Annotated in this window: 14 protein-coding genes and 1 pseudogene; 3 read left to right on the top strand and 12 right to left on the bottom strand. The window is 60.8% G+C overall.

Annotated features, from left to right (window positions below; all coding sequences use genetic code 11):
- Positions 1-5: 5 nt before the first annotated feature.
- Positions 6-590 carry a PA_0111/PP_0108 family redox-active disulfide protein gene (locus NL123_RS30390; protein WP_494356958.1) on the bottom strand — a complete coding sequence of 195 codons (585 nt, stop codon included), beginning with the start codon at positions 588-590 and terminating at the stop codon, positions 6-8.
- The gene (locus tag NL123_RS30395) at positions 556-1,320 is read right to left on the bottom strand and encodes an SURF1 family protein (protein ID WP_494356959.1); all 765 of its coding nucleotides are present in this window, start codon (positions 1,318-1,320) and stop codon (positions 556-558) included. The genes NL123_RS30390 and NL123_RS30395 overlap by 35 nt, the downstream gene beginning before the upstream one ends.
- A 28-nt stretch (positions 1,321-1,348) precedes the next feature.
- Here NL123_RS30395 and NL123_RS30400 point away from each other — a divergent pair, with 28 nt between their 5' ends.
- Positions 1,349-1,552, top strand: a complete 204-nt coding sequence (locus NL123_RS30400; RefSeq protein ID WP_058424417.1) for a twin transmembrane helix small protein — start codon at positions 1,349-1,351, stop codon at positions 1,550-1,552.
- Positions 1,553-1,558: 6 nt separating this feature from the next.
- Here the strand turns inward: NL123_RS30400 and NL123_RS30405 are convergent, their stop codons facing one another.
- The 4 genes from NL123_RS30405 to coxB form a co-directional block, all read right to left on the bottom strand.
- Positions 1,559-2,446, bottom strand: coding sequence for a cytochrome c oxidase subunit 3 (locus NL123_RS30405; RefSeq protein WP_494356960.1), 888 nt, complete (start codon positions 2,444-2,446; stop codon positions 1,559-1,561).
- 35 nt (positions 2,447-2,481) lie between these two features.
- The gene (locus NL123_RS30410) at positions 2,482-3,033 is read right to left on the bottom strand and encodes a cytochrome c oxidase assembly protein (protein ID WP_179030113.1); all 552 of its coding nucleotides are present in this window, start codon (positions 3,031-3,033) and stop codon (positions 2,482-2,484) included.
- Positions 3,034-3,180: 147 nt separating this feature from the next.
- The gene (ctaD, locus tag NL123_RS30415; protein ID WP_016978771.1) at positions 3,181-4,767 is read right to left on the bottom strand and encodes a cytochrome c oxidase subunit I; all 1,587 of its coding nucleotides are present in this window, start codon (positions 4,765-4,767) and stop codon (positions 3,181-3,183) included.
- A 58-nt stretch (positions 4,768-4,825) separates the two neighbouring features.
- Positions 4,826-5,953 carry a cytochrome c oxidase subunit II gene (gene coxB / locus NL123_RS30420; RefSeq protein WP_494356961.1) on the bottom strand — a complete coding sequence of 376 codons (1,128 nt, stop codon included), beginning with the start codon at positions 5,951-5,953 and terminating at the stop codon, positions 4,826-4,828.
- Between the two features lie 367 nt (positions 5,954-6,320).
- Between coxB and NL123_RS30425 the strand changes: the two genes are divergently transcribed.
- A complete protein-coding gene (locus NL123_RS30425; RefSeq protein WP_248485556.1) occupies positions 6,321-6,968 on the top strand; it encodes a hypothetical protein in 648 nt (215 codons plus the stop codon).
- 52 nt (positions 6,969-7,020) lie between these two features.
- Here the strand turns inward: NL123_RS30425 and NL123_RS30430 are convergent, their stop codons facing one another.
- From NL123_RS30430 to NL123_RS30455, 6 genes and pseudogenes are all read right to left on the bottom strand, one after another.
- Complete coding sequence (locus NL123_RS30430; RefSeq protein WP_494356962.1) at positions 7,021-8,562, bottom strand: SulP family inorganic anion transporter; 1,542 nt, start codon at positions 8,560-8,562, stop codon at positions 7,021-7,023.
- An 85-nt stretch (positions 8,563-8,647) separates the two neighbouring features.
- The gene (locus tag NL123_RS30435; protein WP_248485554.1) at positions 8,648-9,379 is read right to left on the bottom strand and encodes a carbonic anhydrase; all 732 of its coding nucleotides are present in this window, start codon (positions 9,377-9,379) and stop codon (positions 8,648-8,650) included.
- A gap of 227 nt (positions 9,380-9,606) precedes the next feature.
- Positions 9,607-10,665 carry a PA0069 family radical SAM protein gene (locus tag NL123_RS30440; RefSeq protein ID WP_494356963.1) on the bottom strand — a complete coding sequence of 353 codons (1,059 nt, stop codon included), beginning with the start codon at positions 10,663-10,665 and terminating at the stop codon, positions 9,607-9,609.
- A gap of 70 nt (positions 10,666-10,735) precedes the next feature.
- A pseudogene (locus NL123_RS30445) lies at positions 10,736-12,051 on the bottom strand (c-type cytochrome).
- 6 nt (positions 12,052-12,057) lie between these two features.
- Positions 12,058-13,842 (bottom strand): GMC family oxidoreductase, encoded by a 1,785-nt coding sequence (locus tag NL123_RS30450; RefSeq protein ID WP_494358356.1) that lies wholly within the window; start codon positions 13,840-13,842, stop codon positions 12,058-12,060.
- A gap of 2 nt (positions 13,843-13,844) precedes the next feature.
- A complete protein-coding gene (locus NL123_RS30455; protein ID WP_494356964.1) occupies positions 13,845-14,597 on the bottom strand; it encodes a gluconate 2-dehydrogenase subunit 3 family protein in 753 nt (250 codons plus the stop codon).
- Between the two features lie 265 nt (positions 14,598-14,862).
- On the opposite strand from NL123_RS30455, the gene NL123_RS30460 reads away from it, so the two are divergent.
- A complete protein-coding gene (locus tag NL123_RS30460; RefSeq protein WP_494356965.1) occupies positions 14,863-15,549 on the top strand; it encodes a dual specificity protein phosphatase family protein in 687 nt (228 codons plus the stop codon).
- Positions 15,550-15,555: the final 6 nt, after the last annotated feature.

Genomic DNA, 15,555 nt, shown 5'->3' on the forward strand with positions numbered 1-15,555 from the left:
TGCCCCTATCCGATGTTCGACAGTTTCAGCAGATGGCGCAGGTCGTTGAGCAAGTCCTTGCCCTTGACCCTGGCGTCGTAGCGCAGCACCAGGTTGCCGTGGGGGTCGACGATCCACAGCTGCGCATCGCCCGGCGCAGCGGCATTTTTACTGAAGGTCGACAAGTCCAGCGGGTAGCGTTGCAGTTGCGGGTACTCGGCCTTGAGCTTGGCGTCATAGTCGCTGCCCAGCGGCTGCGCACTGGCCAAGGCATGGCTGGCACGGGAAGCGTCGCGCCCCAGGCCAATCTGCAATTGGCGTGCGAGGTAGACCAGTTGCTGGCAATCGGCGGCACACGCGGCGGGCGCGGTGACCAGCAGTTGCCAGCGCTGCTCATCGGCCGGCACGCCAATGTCGGCGCGGGTCTGGCCGTTGCCGATCATCTCGCCGTGGTAGCTGCGACTGTCCGGCACCCAGAACTGCAGCTTGTACATGAAGGTGGCCAGCGCCATCGGGCCGATCACCATCATCAGGATCAGGATCAACTGCCAACGGCCTTTGCGCCGATCAGGCACCTCAGACATGTTGGGTGGATTCATGGCCGCTCCCATGGGGCTTCTCCTTTTTGTTGTGCCATCCGAGGTAGAGGTAAAGCGCCAGCAACGCCAGCGACATGGCGAACCACTGCACGGCATACGCCAGGTGTTTTTCCGGGCCCATGGCCACGATGGGCCAGGTGGTTTCGTAAGTGCCGGGGCCGGGTTCGGCGCGCAGTTCGTAGGCGAAACCGCTGCGGCCCAATTGCGCCCACAACGCGGCAGGGTGCAGCGCCGTCAGCAGGCGTGGCCATTGCGCGCTGACGGGGTCGGCGTGCAGTTGGAAGGTTTCGCCAGGGGCGACGTAGACCCAGGCATCCAGATTCAACGTCTGCTCCGGGGTGCTGAAGGCTGGCGGTGTGCGCCGGTCCGGCCAAGGCAGCCAGCCGCGGTTGAGCAACAGCCACAGGCCGCTGGCCTGATCGTGGAAGGGTTGCAGCAGCTCTACGCCGGCCTTGCCGTCGCGCATGCGGTTATCGAGAAACACGCTGTGCTCGGCATCCAACTGCCCGCGCAGGCGCACGCGGCGAAAGGCCGGGTCTGGCATGTCATTGAGTTGCGCACTACTGACCGGCTCGGCTGCGCGCCGCTCGGCATAACTATCCACCAGCCGCTGCTTTTCATGGCCGCGCGACAGTTGCCAGAACCCCAACCCCACCATCAGGGGCAGCAGCACCAGCACCACTAGGGTGGGTGCGATCCCTGGACGAAAGCGTTTTGCGGCGCTGGCTATACTTGTTTTCATTGCCCGCCCATCCCCGTGGAGCCCGACCATGCTCAAAGCCGCCATTGCCCTGATGCTGATCGCGACCGTCGTGAGCCTGTTCAGTGGCTTGTTCTTTCTGGTCAAGGACGAGGGCAACTCCAACCGCCTCGTCAACGCCCTGACCGTGCGTGTCGTACTGGCCGTGATCACCCTGGCCTTGATCACCTGGGGCTTTTTCAGCGGCCAACTGGTTTCTCATGCGCCGTGGTAAGCCGTCTCACAACACGTAGACGAAGAAAAACAGCCCGATCCACACCACGTCCACAAAGTGCCAATACCAGCTTGCCGCCTCGAAGCCGAACTGGTGCTCGGCATTGAAATGCCCCTTGAGGATGCGCATCAGCATCACGAACAGAATGAGGGTGCCGATGGTCACGTGGGCGCCGTGGAAGCCGGTGAGCATGAAGAAGGTCGCGCCATAGACGCCGGAGCCGAGCGTCAGCCCCAACTCTTTGTACGCGTGGATGTATTCCTCGGCCTGGAAGCCCAGGAACGCCATACCCAGCAGGACGGTGATCGCCAACCAGATTTTCAGCGCGCCGCGATGGCCTTTGCGCAGGGCATGGTGAGCGATAGTGATGGTCACGCTGGAACTCACCAGCAGGATGGTATTGACCAGCGGCAGACCCCAAGGGCTGATGGTGCCTTCAGGCGCGGGATACATTTTGGGGTCAGGGTTGTTGAGCAACGGCCAGGCAAACTCGAAGTTCGGCCACAGCATGTGCGCAATGCCCTTGTGACCCTCACCGCCCAACCACGGGCCGGACATATGCCGCACATAAAACAGCGCACCGAAGAAGGCGATAAAGAACATCACTTCGGAAAAGATGAACCAGGTCATGCCCCAGCGGAACGAGCGGTCCATCTGCGAACTGTACAAACCGGCGCGGCTTTCCTTGATCACCGCACCAAACCAGCCGAACAGCATGTAGGCCAGCAGCAGCCCGCCGACGAAAAAGATCCACGGGCCGTGGGATTCCGGGCGTGCCGCCTTCAAGTCGTTGAACCACACAGCCAGTCCATACACGGTGACCAGCAGGCCAATCGTGGCAATTATCGGCCATTTGCTTTGCGCCGGTACGTAGTACGTATCATGAGTCGACATGTATTCGCTCTCCTGATTGAGGGGGCAAACAGTAGCTAGCCGCCGCTGTGCACAGCCACGGGCGGTTGGCGCGCAGTGATATCGAACAGCGTGTACGCCAGGGTCAGATGCTTCACATCCTTGGGCATGTCGCGGTCGACGATGAAACGCACCGGCATCTCGATGCGCTGGCCCGGCTGCAGCACTTGCTGGGTGAAGCAAAAGCATTCGGTCTTGTGGAAATACATCGCCGCTTCGGCCGGGGAAATGCTCGGTACGGCCTGGGCGGTCATCGGCTTGTCGGTGGGGTTGTGGGCCACGAAGAGCATCTCGGTTACCGCACCCGGGTTGACCACCACTTCGTCAGCCTTGGCGTAGAAATCCCAGACCATGTCGATGGCGTTGGTGGACAGGAACTGCACGCGCACCTGTCGCGTCGGGTCGACAACCTGCTCGCCCTCATACTGCCCGGCGGTCTTGCCGTTGATGCCGAACGCCTTGCACATCACGTCGTAGATCGGCACCAGCGCAAAGCCGAAGGCGAACATTGCCACCACCAGGATCAGCAGGCGCGTGACCAGGCGCTTGATCGGCAAGGATTCAGCCATGACGCCCACCCAATGTGAATGAGGCCATTGTGGGAGGGGACTTGCTCCCGATAGGTGTTTTACAGCCAATCGTGATGTCGGCTGACACACCGCCATCGGGGGCAAGCCCCCTCCCACATTGGCCGTGTACGCAGTGCCAAGGCGTGTTCATTTGACCTCCGGCGGCGTGGTGAAGGTGTGGTACGGCGCCGGCGAAGGGATACTCCACTCCAGGCCTTCAGCGCCATCCCAGGGCTTGGCCGGCGCCGGCGGGCCGCCACGGATGCACTTGATCACGATAAACAGGAAGAAGATCTGCGTGGCGCCGAACATGAATGCGCCGATCGACGAGACCATGTTGAAGTCAGCGAACTGCAGGTTGTAGTCCGGCACCCGGCGCGGCATGCCCGCCAGCCCGACGAAGTGCATGGGGAAGAACGCCATGTTCATGCCCACGAAAGACAGCCAGAAGTGCAGCTTGCCCAGGGTTTCGTCGTACATGTGGCCGGTCCATTTCGGCAGCCAGTAGTAGGCCGAGGCGAAGATGCCGAAGATCGCACCGGGCACCAGTACGTAATGGAAGTGCGCCACCACGAAATAGGTGTCGTGGTACTGGAAGTCCGCCGGGGCAATCGCCAGCATCAGCCCGGAGAAACCGCCGATGGTGAACAGGATCACGAAGGCCACGGCAAACAGCATCGGCGTCTCGAAGGTCAGCGAGCCTTGCCACATGGTGCTGACCCAGTTGAACACCTTCACCCCGGTGGGCACGGCAATCAGCAGGGTGGCGTACATGAAGAACAGCTCGCCCACCAACGGGATGCCCACCACGAACATGTGGTGCGCCCACACGATGAACGACAGGAACGCAATGCTCGCCGTGGCGTAGACCATCGACGTGTAGCCGAACAATGGCTTGCGCGAAAAGGTCGGGATGATCGAACTGACGGCGCCGAAGGCCGGCAGGATCATGATGTACACCTCGGGGTGGCCGAAGAACCAGAACACGTGCTGGAACAGCACCGGGTCACCACCGCCGGCCGCGCTGAAGAAGCTGGTGCCGAAGTGGATGTCCATCAGCATCATGGTCACGCAACCGGCCAGCACCGGCATGACCGCGATCAGCAGGAACGCGGTGATCAGCCAGGTCCACACGAACAGCGGCATTTTCATCAAGGTCATGCCCGGCGCACGCAGGTTGAGGATGGTGGCAACCACGTTGATCGCGCCCATGATCGAGCTGATGCCCATCAGGTGGATGGCGAAGATAAAGAACGTCACGCTTTCCGGCGCGTAGGTGGTGGAGAGCGGCGCATAGAAGGTCCAGCCGAAGTTCGGCCCACCGCCTGGCGTGAACAGCGTCGAGACCAGCAGCAGGAAGGCCGCCGGCAACAGCCAGAAACTGAAGTTGTTCATGCGCGGCAGGGCCATGTCAGGCGCGCCGATCATCAACGGGATCATCCAGTTGGCCAGGCCGACAAACGCCGGCATCACTGCGCCGAACACCATGATCAGCCCGTGCATGGTGGTCATCTGGTTGAAGAACGCCGGCTGCACGATCTGCAGGCCGGGCTGGAACAGCTCGGCACGGATCACCATGGCGAACGAGCCGCCGAGCAGGAACATGGCGAAGGCGAACCACAGGTACATGGTGCCGATGTCTTTGTGGTTGGTGGTCAGCACCCAGCGCATCAGACCCTTGGCGGGGCCGTGGGCATGGTCGGCGTGACCATGGTCGTCGATCACAGCGCTCATGGTCGTTCTCCTGCAAGCGAGTGGGCGGGGCGGGTCGAGGTCAATGCCATGGGAGAGGTCATTTGCTTTCCGCCTGCTTGATGGCCAGCACGTCTTTAGGCGTGACCATGTTGCCTTTGTTGTTGCCCCAGGCGTTGCGCTCATAGGTCACCACGGCGGCGATGTCCACTTCCGAGAGCTGCTTGCCGAATGCCGCCATCGCGGTGCCGGGCTTGCCGTGGTACACGAGGCTCAGGTGATCGGCGGCAGGACCGGTGGCGATCTTCGAACCCTTGAGCGCCGGGAACATCGGCGGCAGGCCCTGGCCTTCGGCCTGGTGACAGGCCACGCAGGTGGTGTGGTAGACCTTGTCGCCACGGGCCACCAACTCTTCCAGGGTCCACTCTTTGGAGGTCAGTTCCTTGAGCTTGGCGGCCTCTGCCTTGCGCTCGCCGAGCCAGGTGTCGTAGTCGGCCTTGGACTTGACCTCGACCACGATAGGCATGAAGCCGTGGTCCTTGCCGCACAGTTCGGCGCACTGGCCACGGTAGATGCCAGGCTTCTCGACACGGGTCCAGGCCTCGTTGACGAAGCCAGGGATGGCGTCGCGCTTGACCGCAAACGCCGGCACCCACCAGGAGTGGATCACGTCGGCGGCCGTCACCAGGAAGCGCACCTTGGCGCCCACTGGCAGCACCAGCGGCTGGTCGACTTCCAGCAGGTAATGTTCGCCCTTGGTCGCCTGGTTGTGGATCTGTTCGGCGGGCGTGGCCAGGTTGCTGAAGAACTCCACATCCTGGCCCAGGTATTTGTAATGCCACTTCCACTGGTAGCCGGTGACCTGGATGTCGATATCCGACTCACTGCTGTCGTAGATATTGATCAGGGTCTTGGTCGCCGGAATGGCCATCGCGATCAGGATCAGCAAGGGTACGACGGTCCAGAGGATTTCCACGGTGGTGCTCTCGTGGAACTTGGCCGCCACCTGGCCCGTGGACCGGCGATGAACGATCATCGACCAGAACATTGCGCCAAACACGATGATGCCAATCACCACACAGATCCAGAAAATGGTCATGTGCAGGTCGAACACAGCGTGACTGACTTCTGTCGCCCCTGGCGCCATATTCGTTGTCCAGGCGGCATGTGCCTGGCCGAATACCGACCACAACAGGAGGCCCATCCAAACATGTGGATGTCGCATCATTGCGGGTTCCCCTTATCGTTCTTGTTATCCCGCCGGTTTGCACCTGCGTCGAAGGGAGCGGCTTCCATACTGCTTACAACCGCCTGGCCTTGCCTGCTTATGCAGTCTGGCGTCATCAGCTAATCGCGTACAAATCCGAGTATAGACAGGCTCTGCAACCCCGCAATGTGTAGGGGCAAATGAGTAGAAATGACTGGCTGGAGCCAATAAAACCGGGCACGGAATCGTTTATCCGACGAACGATGGCAATTCGATATAACGCAGGCGCATAACCATGAAATAATTATGACAAATGCGTCTGAGGCGCTCGTATAAACGAGCTACCTTATCTTCTCCCTTTTCCTACGCCTGCATCACTGGAGCTTTCATGAACACCGCCGCATTGCGCGAGCAGATTTCCCGTGCCCATCAACACGAAGCCAGCACTGGCCAGCTTGCCCTGCAACTGGAAAAACAATTGCCGCACCTGCATTCGGCCATATCTCTGGCTGACGGTGATCGCAACATTGTCATGACACGCTTTGTCACCGCCTACATCGACCTAGTCCCGGACTTGCTGGACGCCGCCAACGACGTGGCCCGCGAGGCCGGTATCGAAAGCCAGATCAAGCCGGTACTGAAGATCGCCGAGCATTTCTTCCTGCAACCGCCCGCTATCCTGGCCGGCCATGAAGGTCTCGATGGCCTGCTGGATGAGGCCTACCTGGCTCATCGCCTGGTCGAAGAGGTCAACGATCTGTATATCAAGCACTTTGGCCAGCCGTTGATTCCGGCCGATACCACAGTGGCCAATGTCATTGCCCATCAGCTGATCGGCGAAGCCTTCGCCAACCAGCTGGATGAAGCGGTGCACCACGCAGTGGATGAAATGCTCAACGAAGACAGCTTTGCGCTGGAGTCCGTGGAGGCTTATCGCGAGCAGCTCAAGAGCCCGGACACCGAAGCCGCGTGGAAGCGCTGGCCATGCCTGTCGCGACAGCTGGGGGTTGAGTTGGCGCTGGATCAGCCGGCCTGATCCCGCCTTTAGGAGCTGGCTTGCCAGCTCCTAAAGGGGTGTTGTTTGCTGTTCAGGCTGGCGCTGAGCCAATCCCTGTCGTCGTCCTCACCCGACCTTCCAGCCTACGTTTCAACCCGCGCGCCTCAATCACCAGCTTCGAGCCCTTGGCCGCATTGGCCCGCCCCCATTCCTCCAGCAACTCCAGGCAGGAATGGTCGATGTAACTCAGGTTGCTCAGCGGAACATGCACGGTCGTCCCGGCAGGCACCGTCGACAACACTTGAGTCAACGCAGGCACTTTCAGAAAGGTCGCCGCACCCGTCAGGCGCAGCTCCATCTCACCGTCCTGAGGCAAGTCGATCAGGCTGACCTTGAGCCGTGAAGCCTTGAACGCCAGCTTGACCAACGTCAACCCGAAGCCCACCAATACGCCGGTCAGCAGGTCGGTAAAGATGATTGCCAGCGCTGTGGCCGCGTAGGTAAACATCGGCATCCGCCCATAACGTCCCAGTGCCTTGAACGCCTTGATGTCCACCAGCTTGATACCGGTGTACACCAGCACTCCCGCCAGGCTCGCCACCGGGATGCTTTGCAGCACGCTCGACAGCAACAGCACGAACGCCAGCAGCCACAGGCCATGGAACATCGCCGACAAGCGCGTGGTAGCGCCGGCCTGCACGTTGGCCGAGCTGCGTACAATCACGCCGGTCATCGGCAGGGCGCCGACCAGGCCGCAGAGCATGTTGCCGACACCTTGAGCAGACAATTCCTTGTCGAAATCCGAACGCTGACCGCTGTGCATGCGGTCGACCGCCGCGGCAGACAGCAGCGTTTCAGCGCTCGCGATAAACGCCACGGCAAATGCCGCGATCAACAGCTGGGGATCGGCGAGGTTCAACAGGTCGCTGGGGCGTAGCCAGTCGATAGCATCGGCGAGGTTTTCCGGGACTTCGACACGCTTGACCTGCAACGCCAGCACCAGGCTGACCACCGTGGTCAGGCCCACGCCCAGCAAAGCGCCAGGCACAAAGCGCAGCTTCTGCGGGCGCAATTTGTCCCAGGCGTACATCACCAGCATCGTCGACAAACCGAGTAACCCTGCCTGCCAGCCGAGGCCACCGCCCAGGGTCGGGATTGCGTCGGCCAGTGCCGCCGGGAAGCCTGCCAGGTTATCCAACCCGGAAGGCTTGGGCGCGCCGTCGAGCATCACATGAATCTGCGACAGCACAATCAGCACGCCAATCCCCGCCAGCATGCCGTACACCACCGCCGGTGCCGTGACGCGAAACCAGCAGCCCAGGCGCAAACGCCCGGCAACCAGCTGCAGGAATCCCGCCAGCAGCAGGATCGGTCCGAGCATCAGCATGCCATGCTGGCGCACCAACTCGAACACCAGCACCGCCAGCCCTGCCGCGGGGCCGCTGACCTGCAACGGCGAGCCCGCCAGCCAGCCCACCACCAGGCCACCGATAATCCCGGTAATCAGGCCTTTGGCCGGTGGCATGCCGGAGGCGATCGCAATCCCCATGCACAAGGGCAGGGCGACCAGAAACACAACCACGGAAGCGAGCAGCTCCCTTGGCAATACAGCTTTCAATTGAGCAGCACGCATGATGGCTCTCCCGAGGCATTCGCCGGGCGCGGTAAAGCCTGGCTGCGTCCATGGCAGCCACCGCTTTACCCGGCAGGGAAGTGTTTTAGAAGCGCGCTTTAGGCGTCGCGCAAGGGATCGGTCCGTCGCCGCTCAACGGTCGGAACGTCGACTGATCGGCATCGTAGGCGCTGATTTCGCTGGTCTCGATGTTGTAGATCCAACCGTGGATAAACAAATGACCATTGGCCATGCGCGAAGCCACGGAGGGGTGGGTACGCAAATGTTGCAGTTGGGCGATGACGTTTTCTTCGGTGAGCACCTTCATGCTCTCGCCTTCATTGGCGCAGTCGCAGTTGTCATGGACCATGGTCTTGGCGACCTCGGCGTGCCGCAGCCAGGCCTTGACCGTCGGCATCTTTTCCAGGCTGTCGGGGTTGAGCACCGCGCGCATGGCGCCGCAATCGGAGTGCCCGCAGACGATGATGTGCTGCACGCCCAGGGCGAGTACCGCGTACTCGATAGCCGTGGAAACACCGCCGTTCATCTGGCCGTAAGGCGGTACGACGTTGCCGACGTTACGGGTCACGAACAGATCGCCCGGAGAACTTTGGGTGATCAGCTCGGGCACGATGCGCGAGTCGGCGCAGGTAATGAACATCGCCCGTGGGCTCTGGGCCGTGGCGAGTTTCTTGAAGAGTTCTTCCTGCTGGGGGAAGACGTCGTGATGGAAATGCAAAAAGCCGTCAACAATGTGCTTTAGCGCTGCATCGGCGGTTTCAGCCACCTGAGGGGCAGAAGCCGACGCAGCCAACGGCTGTTTATCCTTGTCACTCATGATTCATCCTCTTGATTAATGCAGGGGAGTGTTCAGGTCAGTTGGACGCTTGGCCAGTGGATTAGTTGTAAAACGCCAGGGGCCAGAGTGCCGACTCATCAGTCACTCGCTGAACAAGGTAACCGTCGAAACTTAACTCAAACTGAATGAACCGCTCTAGATCGCGGGTTTCAGTGATGTCAAAACGCGACTATTCCTACAGGAACGATGCATTCCTCCTTGTCAGTCTACAACAATGCCATCTGTCTGCCCGGAGGACAGAACGCCGTGCAATCCAGGTTAAACCCTTCCCGGCGGTTGAGCCCCAGCCGCTTGATGGCCTTGCTGAAGCGCTGCGCCAGCAAATCGGCAAACGGCCCTTCGCCACGCATGCGCACGCCGAAGCGGCTGTCATACACCTCGCCGCCACGCACCTGGCGCACCAGGCTCATCACATGGGCCGCACGCTGCGGGTAATGCGCCGCCAGCCACTCCTCGAACAACGGCGCCACCTCCAGCGGCAGGCGCAGCATCATGTACGCCGCACTTTGCGCGCCCGCTGCGTGAGCTTCGGCCAACAGGCTTTCCAACTCACTGTCGTTGATCATCGGGATCATCGGCGAGCACAGCACACCCACCGGGATCCCCGCCTCACGCATCACCCGGATCGCTCGCAGGCGTGCCTTGGGCGCTGCCGTGCGTGGCTCCAGGATGCGCTTGAGTTCGTCGTCCAGGCTGGTGAGGCTGATCATCACGGCCACCAGTCGCTGGCGCGCCAACTCGGTGAGCAGGTCCAGATCGCGTAAAATCAGCGACCCCTTGGTGATGATGGTCACCGGGTGGCGATAGCGCAGCAGCACTTGCAGGGTTTGCCGGGTGATCTTGTATTCGCGCTCGATCGGTTGGTACGGGTCAGTGTTGGACCCAAGGTTGATCGGCGCGCACACGTAACCCGGTTTCGACAGCTGCTGTTCCAGCACATCGGCAGCGTTGGTCTTGGCGATCAGTCTGGTTTCGAAATCCAGCCCCGGCGACATGTCCCAATAGGCATGGCTCGGCCGCGCGTAGCAGTAGATACAGCCATGCTCACAACCACGGTAGGGGTTGATCGAACGATCGAACGGCAAGTCCGGCGAGTTGTTGCGGGTGATGATGCTCTTGGCCGTTTCGATGCGCACTTCAGTGCCCTGGGTCGGCGGCACTTCCTGGAACCAGCCGTCATCCTCGACCACGCTGACAGTCGGTGCGAAGCGGTTGTGCAGGTTGGTGGCCGTGCCCCGGCCTCGGGGCGGCAGCGGAGTAGACATGAAAGCGCCTCGATACTGTTTTTATATACAGTATCGAGGCGCAGGGCTTCTGACCAGTGCCGTTTGGCGGTCAGCCAGCGATCAGTGCCGTTGCGTGACCTGGCCCAGGTCATCGCCCGAGGTGGTGCGCATATCGTTCTTGCGCAAGTCCGCCACATCGTTAGCTTTCACCGGCGCACCTTTATTGCCCCAACTGCCCCGAATGAAACTGACCACATCCGCCACTTCCTGATCCGACAGACGCCAGGCGAACGCCGGCATGGTGAAGGTCGAGGGCGCCGCGTGGGTAGCCGGCAAGGTGCCGCCGTTCAACACGATGTTGATCAACGACGTGGCATCCGCCGTCTGCACCACCGGGTTACCCGCCAGCGCCGGGAACACCCGCGTATAGCCATGCCCGTCGGTACGGTGGCAGGCCGCGCAGTTGTCGATATAGACCGACGCGCCCGGCTTGCGGTCATCGCCTTTCCACAGCGCCTCGGCCACCTGCTTGTCGTACTGATGCGGCTGGTCCTTGGAGTCCACCGCCGGCAAGCTCTTGAGGTAACGGGCGATAGCCGTCAGGTCATCCTCCGACATGTACTGCATGCTGTGGACGACAACGTCGCTCATGCCACCAAACACCGCACTGCGATCACTGCGGCCGGTCTTGAGGAATTGCACCAACTGTTCCTCACTCCAACTGCCGAGGCCATCCTTGTGGTCACCGCGCAGGCTTTTGGCGATCCAGCCCTCCAGTGGCGCGCTGCCGGACAGGAAAGCGTTGCCGTCGGTGGCACTCAAGGCTTTTTCCTGCATGGTCAGGGCCCGTGGGGTATGGCAAGCGCCGCAGTGGCCGAGACCTTCCACCAGGTAGGCACCGCGGCTCACCACCGGGTCCGCGGCGGCTTGCGCCTGATGCGCTTCGACCGCCGGCGCAAACATCCAACGCCACGCCGCTAGCGGCCAACGCATGCTCAAGGGCCACGGAATATCGCTGTCCTTGTTCTGCTGAGCAACCGGCTCGACCCCCTTCATGAAATACGCATACAACGCCTGCATGTCGCTGTCGCTGACGCGCGCGTAAGACGGGTAGGGCATTGCCGGGTAAAGCGTACTACCGCTCTTGGCGACGCCATGGCGCACGGCCTTGTCGAAGTCCTCGAAGCTGTAGTCGCCCAGGCCGGTCTTGTCCGGGGTGATGTTGGTGGAATAGATCACGCCAATCGGCGTTTCCATTGGCAGGCCGCCGGCGAAGGGTTTGCCGCCTTTGGCGGTGTGGCAGGCCACGCAGTCACCGGCGCGGGCCAGGTATTCACCCTGCTTGATCAAATCGCTTTCAGCGGCACTGACAGAGCAGCTGCTGAAAAGGGCGAAGGTGGCGATAACAAGTGCTTTCATGGTCATCGCTCCTTATGCCTGAACCAGTGGGCCGGGGTTTTTCAGGTACTGCTCGCGAATGGCCCGCGCCGACCAGTAGGTCAGCGCCGCCACCAGACCGGTAGGGTTGTAGCCCAAACCTTGTGGGAAAGCGGACGCGCCAGGGACAAACACGTTGTGCACATCCCAGCACTGCAAATAGCGGTTCAACGCACTGGTTTTCGGATCGGTGCCCATGATCGCGCCGCCGTTGAGGTGGGTGGTCTGGTAGGACGCCGTGTTGAAATGCTCACCGACCTTTTTGCCGAGCAGGGCAATCGCCTTGGGGTTCATCGCCTCGGCGACCTTGCTCATTTTCTCGACCATGAAGCGGTTCATCTTGATGTCGTTTTCCTGCCAGTCGAACGTCATCCGCAGCAGCGGCAGGCCGTAGGCATCGCGGTACACCGGGTCCAGATCCAGATAGTTGCCCCGGTAGGATTGATGGGCGCCGTGGGCATCCATCGACACCTGGTGGGTGTAGTAATCGGCCGTGGCGCGCTTCCACGCGCTACCCCAGGCCGGAGTGCCCGGAGGGTTAGACGTGCCGGCAATCGGCCGGCTGCCAGCCTGGTTGACCCACATCGGCGAACCGCCCACGAAGCCATGGGGGCCGTGGTCGAAGTTGTCGGCGTTGAAGTCATCGATGGCCACGCCATTGCCGCCTGCACCGATGAAGTTGTTGGTATGGGTATCTTTGTCGAAGAAGGCCTTGATGGTGGCCATGTTCTGGTAGGCGAAGTTCCTGCCCACCACGCCCTCATTGGTTATCGGGTCATAGGGCTTGCCGATACCCGACAACAGCATCAAACGCACGTTGTGGAACTGGAACGCGCCAAGGATCACCAGGTCCGCCGGCTGCTCACATTCCCGGCCCTGGGCGTCGATGTAAGTCACGCCAGTGGCCTTGCTCTTGGTGCTGTCGAGATTGACCTTGAGCACGTGGGAATTGGGCCGCAGCTCAAAGTTCGGTACCTGGCGCAGCGCCGGCAGGATGTTCACGTTCGGCGAGGCCTTGGAATACATGTAGCAGACATAGCCGCTACAGAAACCGCAGAAGTTGCACGGCCCCATCTGCGCACCGTAAGGATTGGTATACGGCCCCGAGGTATTGGCGGACGGCAGGTTGTAGGGTTTGTAACCCACCTCGGCAGCCGCTTTCTGAAACAGTTGTGCGGAGACGGTATTCTTCTGCGCTTCCAACGGAAACGGATTGGAACGGTCCGGTGCATACGGGTTGCCGCCACGGCCTTCGCCTACCAACCGACCATTCACGGTCCAGGCCTGACCGGAGGTGCCGAAGACTTTTTCCGCGTAGTCGAAAAACGGCTCCAGCTCTTCATAGCTTACGCCGAAGTCCTGGATGGTCATGTCCTTGGGGATGAAGTGTTTGCCGTAGCGCTCCTCATAGTGGCTGCGCATACGCAGCTCGATCGGGTCGACACGGAAATGCACGCCCGACCAATGCAGGCCCGCACCGCCCACGCCGTTGCCCGGCAAGAACGCGCCCAACTGACGGTTGGGCAAGGCGACGTCCTTCACGCTATGGCGAATGGTCACGGTCTCTTTGGAAATATCCTGGAAGAGTTTTTTACGCACGCTGTAGGTCAGTTCGTCGATGACCTGGGGATAGTTGCCGTCCGGGTAGGTGTCCTGCATCGGGCCACGCTCCAGCGCGACCACGTTGAGGCCTGCTTCGGTCAGTTCCTTGGCCATGATCGCGCCGGTCCAGCCGAAACCGACGATCACCGCATCCACTTTCTTCATGATGGTCGCCACGTTCAAGCCCTCTCGCCGCGGATGGAAACTGCCGGGAAGGGGTATTGCTCGTTGCGTTCAACCCAGTCCATGAAATCGGCGCGGGCGCCGGGGAAGCCGATCATGGTCCAGCCGACCATACCTTTGTTGCCACCGTGGATGGGGTCGCAAAAGAACCCTTCCTTGGTGTTTTGCAGCAACAGGTTGAAGAACATCTTCGGCGGCACCGCGTCAAAATGCGCCGTCACTTCACTTCCGCCAGCCTCCAGACGACGCAACATGTCGTCTCGGGTAGCGCTGTCTTGCGCAGCAAAAGTTTTACCGTTGAAGGCTTTCGACCAGGCATCCGTCGCGGCAATGCCCAGGCGATAGATGTCCTTGGGTACCAGTTTGGACTGCCAGCCCATCTCTGGAGCAGCATCCGCGTTGAACGGGCCTTGCATAAACCACAGGGCACCGCTGGCGTACGGGGTGTTCATCTGACGGTCGATGTATTCCGGCGCCCCGGCTTCCAGGGCACCCGGGCCTTGGTCATCGGCGGGGATCAAGCGCTCGACGGCGGCGTTGATAAACGCCCATTCCTCAGCCGTGAAGTAAGTAGGCTCGTAGGCCTTTTCACTCGGCGCAGGCTTGGCGGGAGCGGCCTGCGCCGGTTCAGGCGTTGCCATCAGCATCGAGCCGCCAAGGCCGGTGCTGGCAACCGTGACCATCGGGATCAAGGTCAAGGATTTGCGCAAAAAGTCACGCCGGGGGTTGTCTTGATCTTGATCAGACATGGTGGCACCTCATCATGTGGTCACGGGTTTATCCGCCGCTTCTGGGAGCAGCGTGATGTGTGGCAAGCCAGTGGGATATCAGGCACCGGCAAACAATAGTTACAAATGATAGCAGCCTAAGCATCAGGACGAATCGCTTGAGCGGTAAAAACACCGGATCAGATGAGGCCATTCACGTTTCTTTGACGAGCACCTCACACGGTGTTGACCCCCCCTGGGCGAATCTGCGCTCCATCAGCCATTTCCCTATTGGGTCACAAAGCGCATGTCCAACACTCGATTGCTGCCTGCTCTCGGCCTGGCACTCATGGCACTGCTCGGCGCCGTTCACGCCCAGGCCGATGAGACTTCGTCCATTCGCTCACCCGAGTGGGCCCAGCCAGTGGGCAACCAATTCAACCTGCACCAAATGACGCCAACGCTCTATCGCAGCGCTTTGCCCGATAGCAGCGCCGTGCCTGAGTTGGAAAAACTCAAGATCGGTACAGTGATCAACTTTTTGCCGGAATCTGATGCCGCCTGGTTGAAGTCATCTGATATCAAACGGGTACAGCTGACTTATCGCACTAACCATGTCGACGATTCCGACGTACTGGCGGCACTCAGGGCCATCCAGGACGCCGAAGCCAACGGCCCGGTGCTGATGCATTGCAAGCATGGCTCTGATCGCACCGGCCTGATGGCCGCGATGTATCGAGTGGTGATTCAGGGGTGGAGCAAGGAAGACGCGCTGAACGAAATGACCCTGGGCGGGTTTGGCACCAGCAACGGCTTCAAGGACGGGGTTCGCTACATGATGAAGGCTGATATCGACAAGTTGCGCACCGCCTTGGCAAATGGCGACTGCAGCACCAGTGAATTCGCGCTGTGCTCAATGAAAAGCTGGCTCAACACGGCCGGCAGCAGCCGTGTCGAACCCAAGAAAGACGCTGAATTGGTGCTGACACCCTAAGCGGGT

This window comes from Pseudomonas sp. FBCC-B1565 (genome assembly GCF_059133265.1).

Coding starts and splice junctions, on each gene's coding strand:
- NL123_RS30390 (WP_494356958.1), bottom strand. CDS start 590: ATGGGAGCGGCCATGAATCCACCCAACATGTCTGAGGTGCCTGATCGG.
- NL123_RS30395 (WP_494356959.1), bottom strand. CDS start 1,320: ATGAAAACAAGTATAGCCAGCGCCGCAAAACGCTTTCGTCCAGGGATC.
- NL123_RS30400 (WP_058424417.1), top strand. CDS start 1,349: ATGCTCAAAGCCGCCATTGCCCTGATGCTGATCGCGACCGTCGTGAGC.
- NL123_RS30405 (WP_494356960.1), bottom strand. CDS start 2,446: ATGTCGACTCATGATACGTACTACGTACCGGCGCAAAGCAAATGGCCG.
- NL123_RS30410 (WP_179030113.1), bottom strand. CDS start 3,033: ATGGCTGAATCCTTGCCGATCAAGCGCCTGGTCACGCGCCTGCTGATC.
- ctaD (WP_016978771.1), bottom strand. CDS start 4,767: ATGAGCGCTGTGATCGACGACCATGGTCACGCCGACCATGCCCACGGC.
- coxB (WP_494356961.1), bottom strand. CDS start 5,953: ATGATGCGACATCCACATGTTTGGATGGGCCTCCTGTTGTGGTCGGTA.
- NL123_RS30425 (WP_248485556.1), top strand. CDS start 6,321: ATGAACACCGCCGCATTGCGCGAGCAGATTTCCCGTGCCCATCAACAC.
- NL123_RS30430 (WP_494356962.1), bottom strand. CDS start 8,562: ATGCGTGCTGCTCAATTGAAAGCTGTATTGCCAAGGGAGCTGCTCGCT.
- NL123_RS30435 (WP_248485554.1), bottom strand. CDS start 9,379: ATGAGTGACAAGGATAAACAGCCGTTGGCTGCGTCGGCTTCTGCCCCT.
- NL123_RS30440 (WP_494356963.1), bottom strand. CDS start 10,665: ATGTCTACTCCGCTGCCGCCCCGAGGCCGGGGCACGGCCACCAACCTG.
- NL123_RS30455 (WP_494356964.1), bottom strand. CDS start 14,597: ATGTCTGATCAAGATCAAGACAACCCCCGGCGTGACTTTTTGCGCAAA.
- NL123_RS30460 (WP_494356965.1), top strand. CDS start 14,863: ATGTCCAACACTCGATTGCTGCCTGCTCTCGGCCTGGCACTCATGGCA.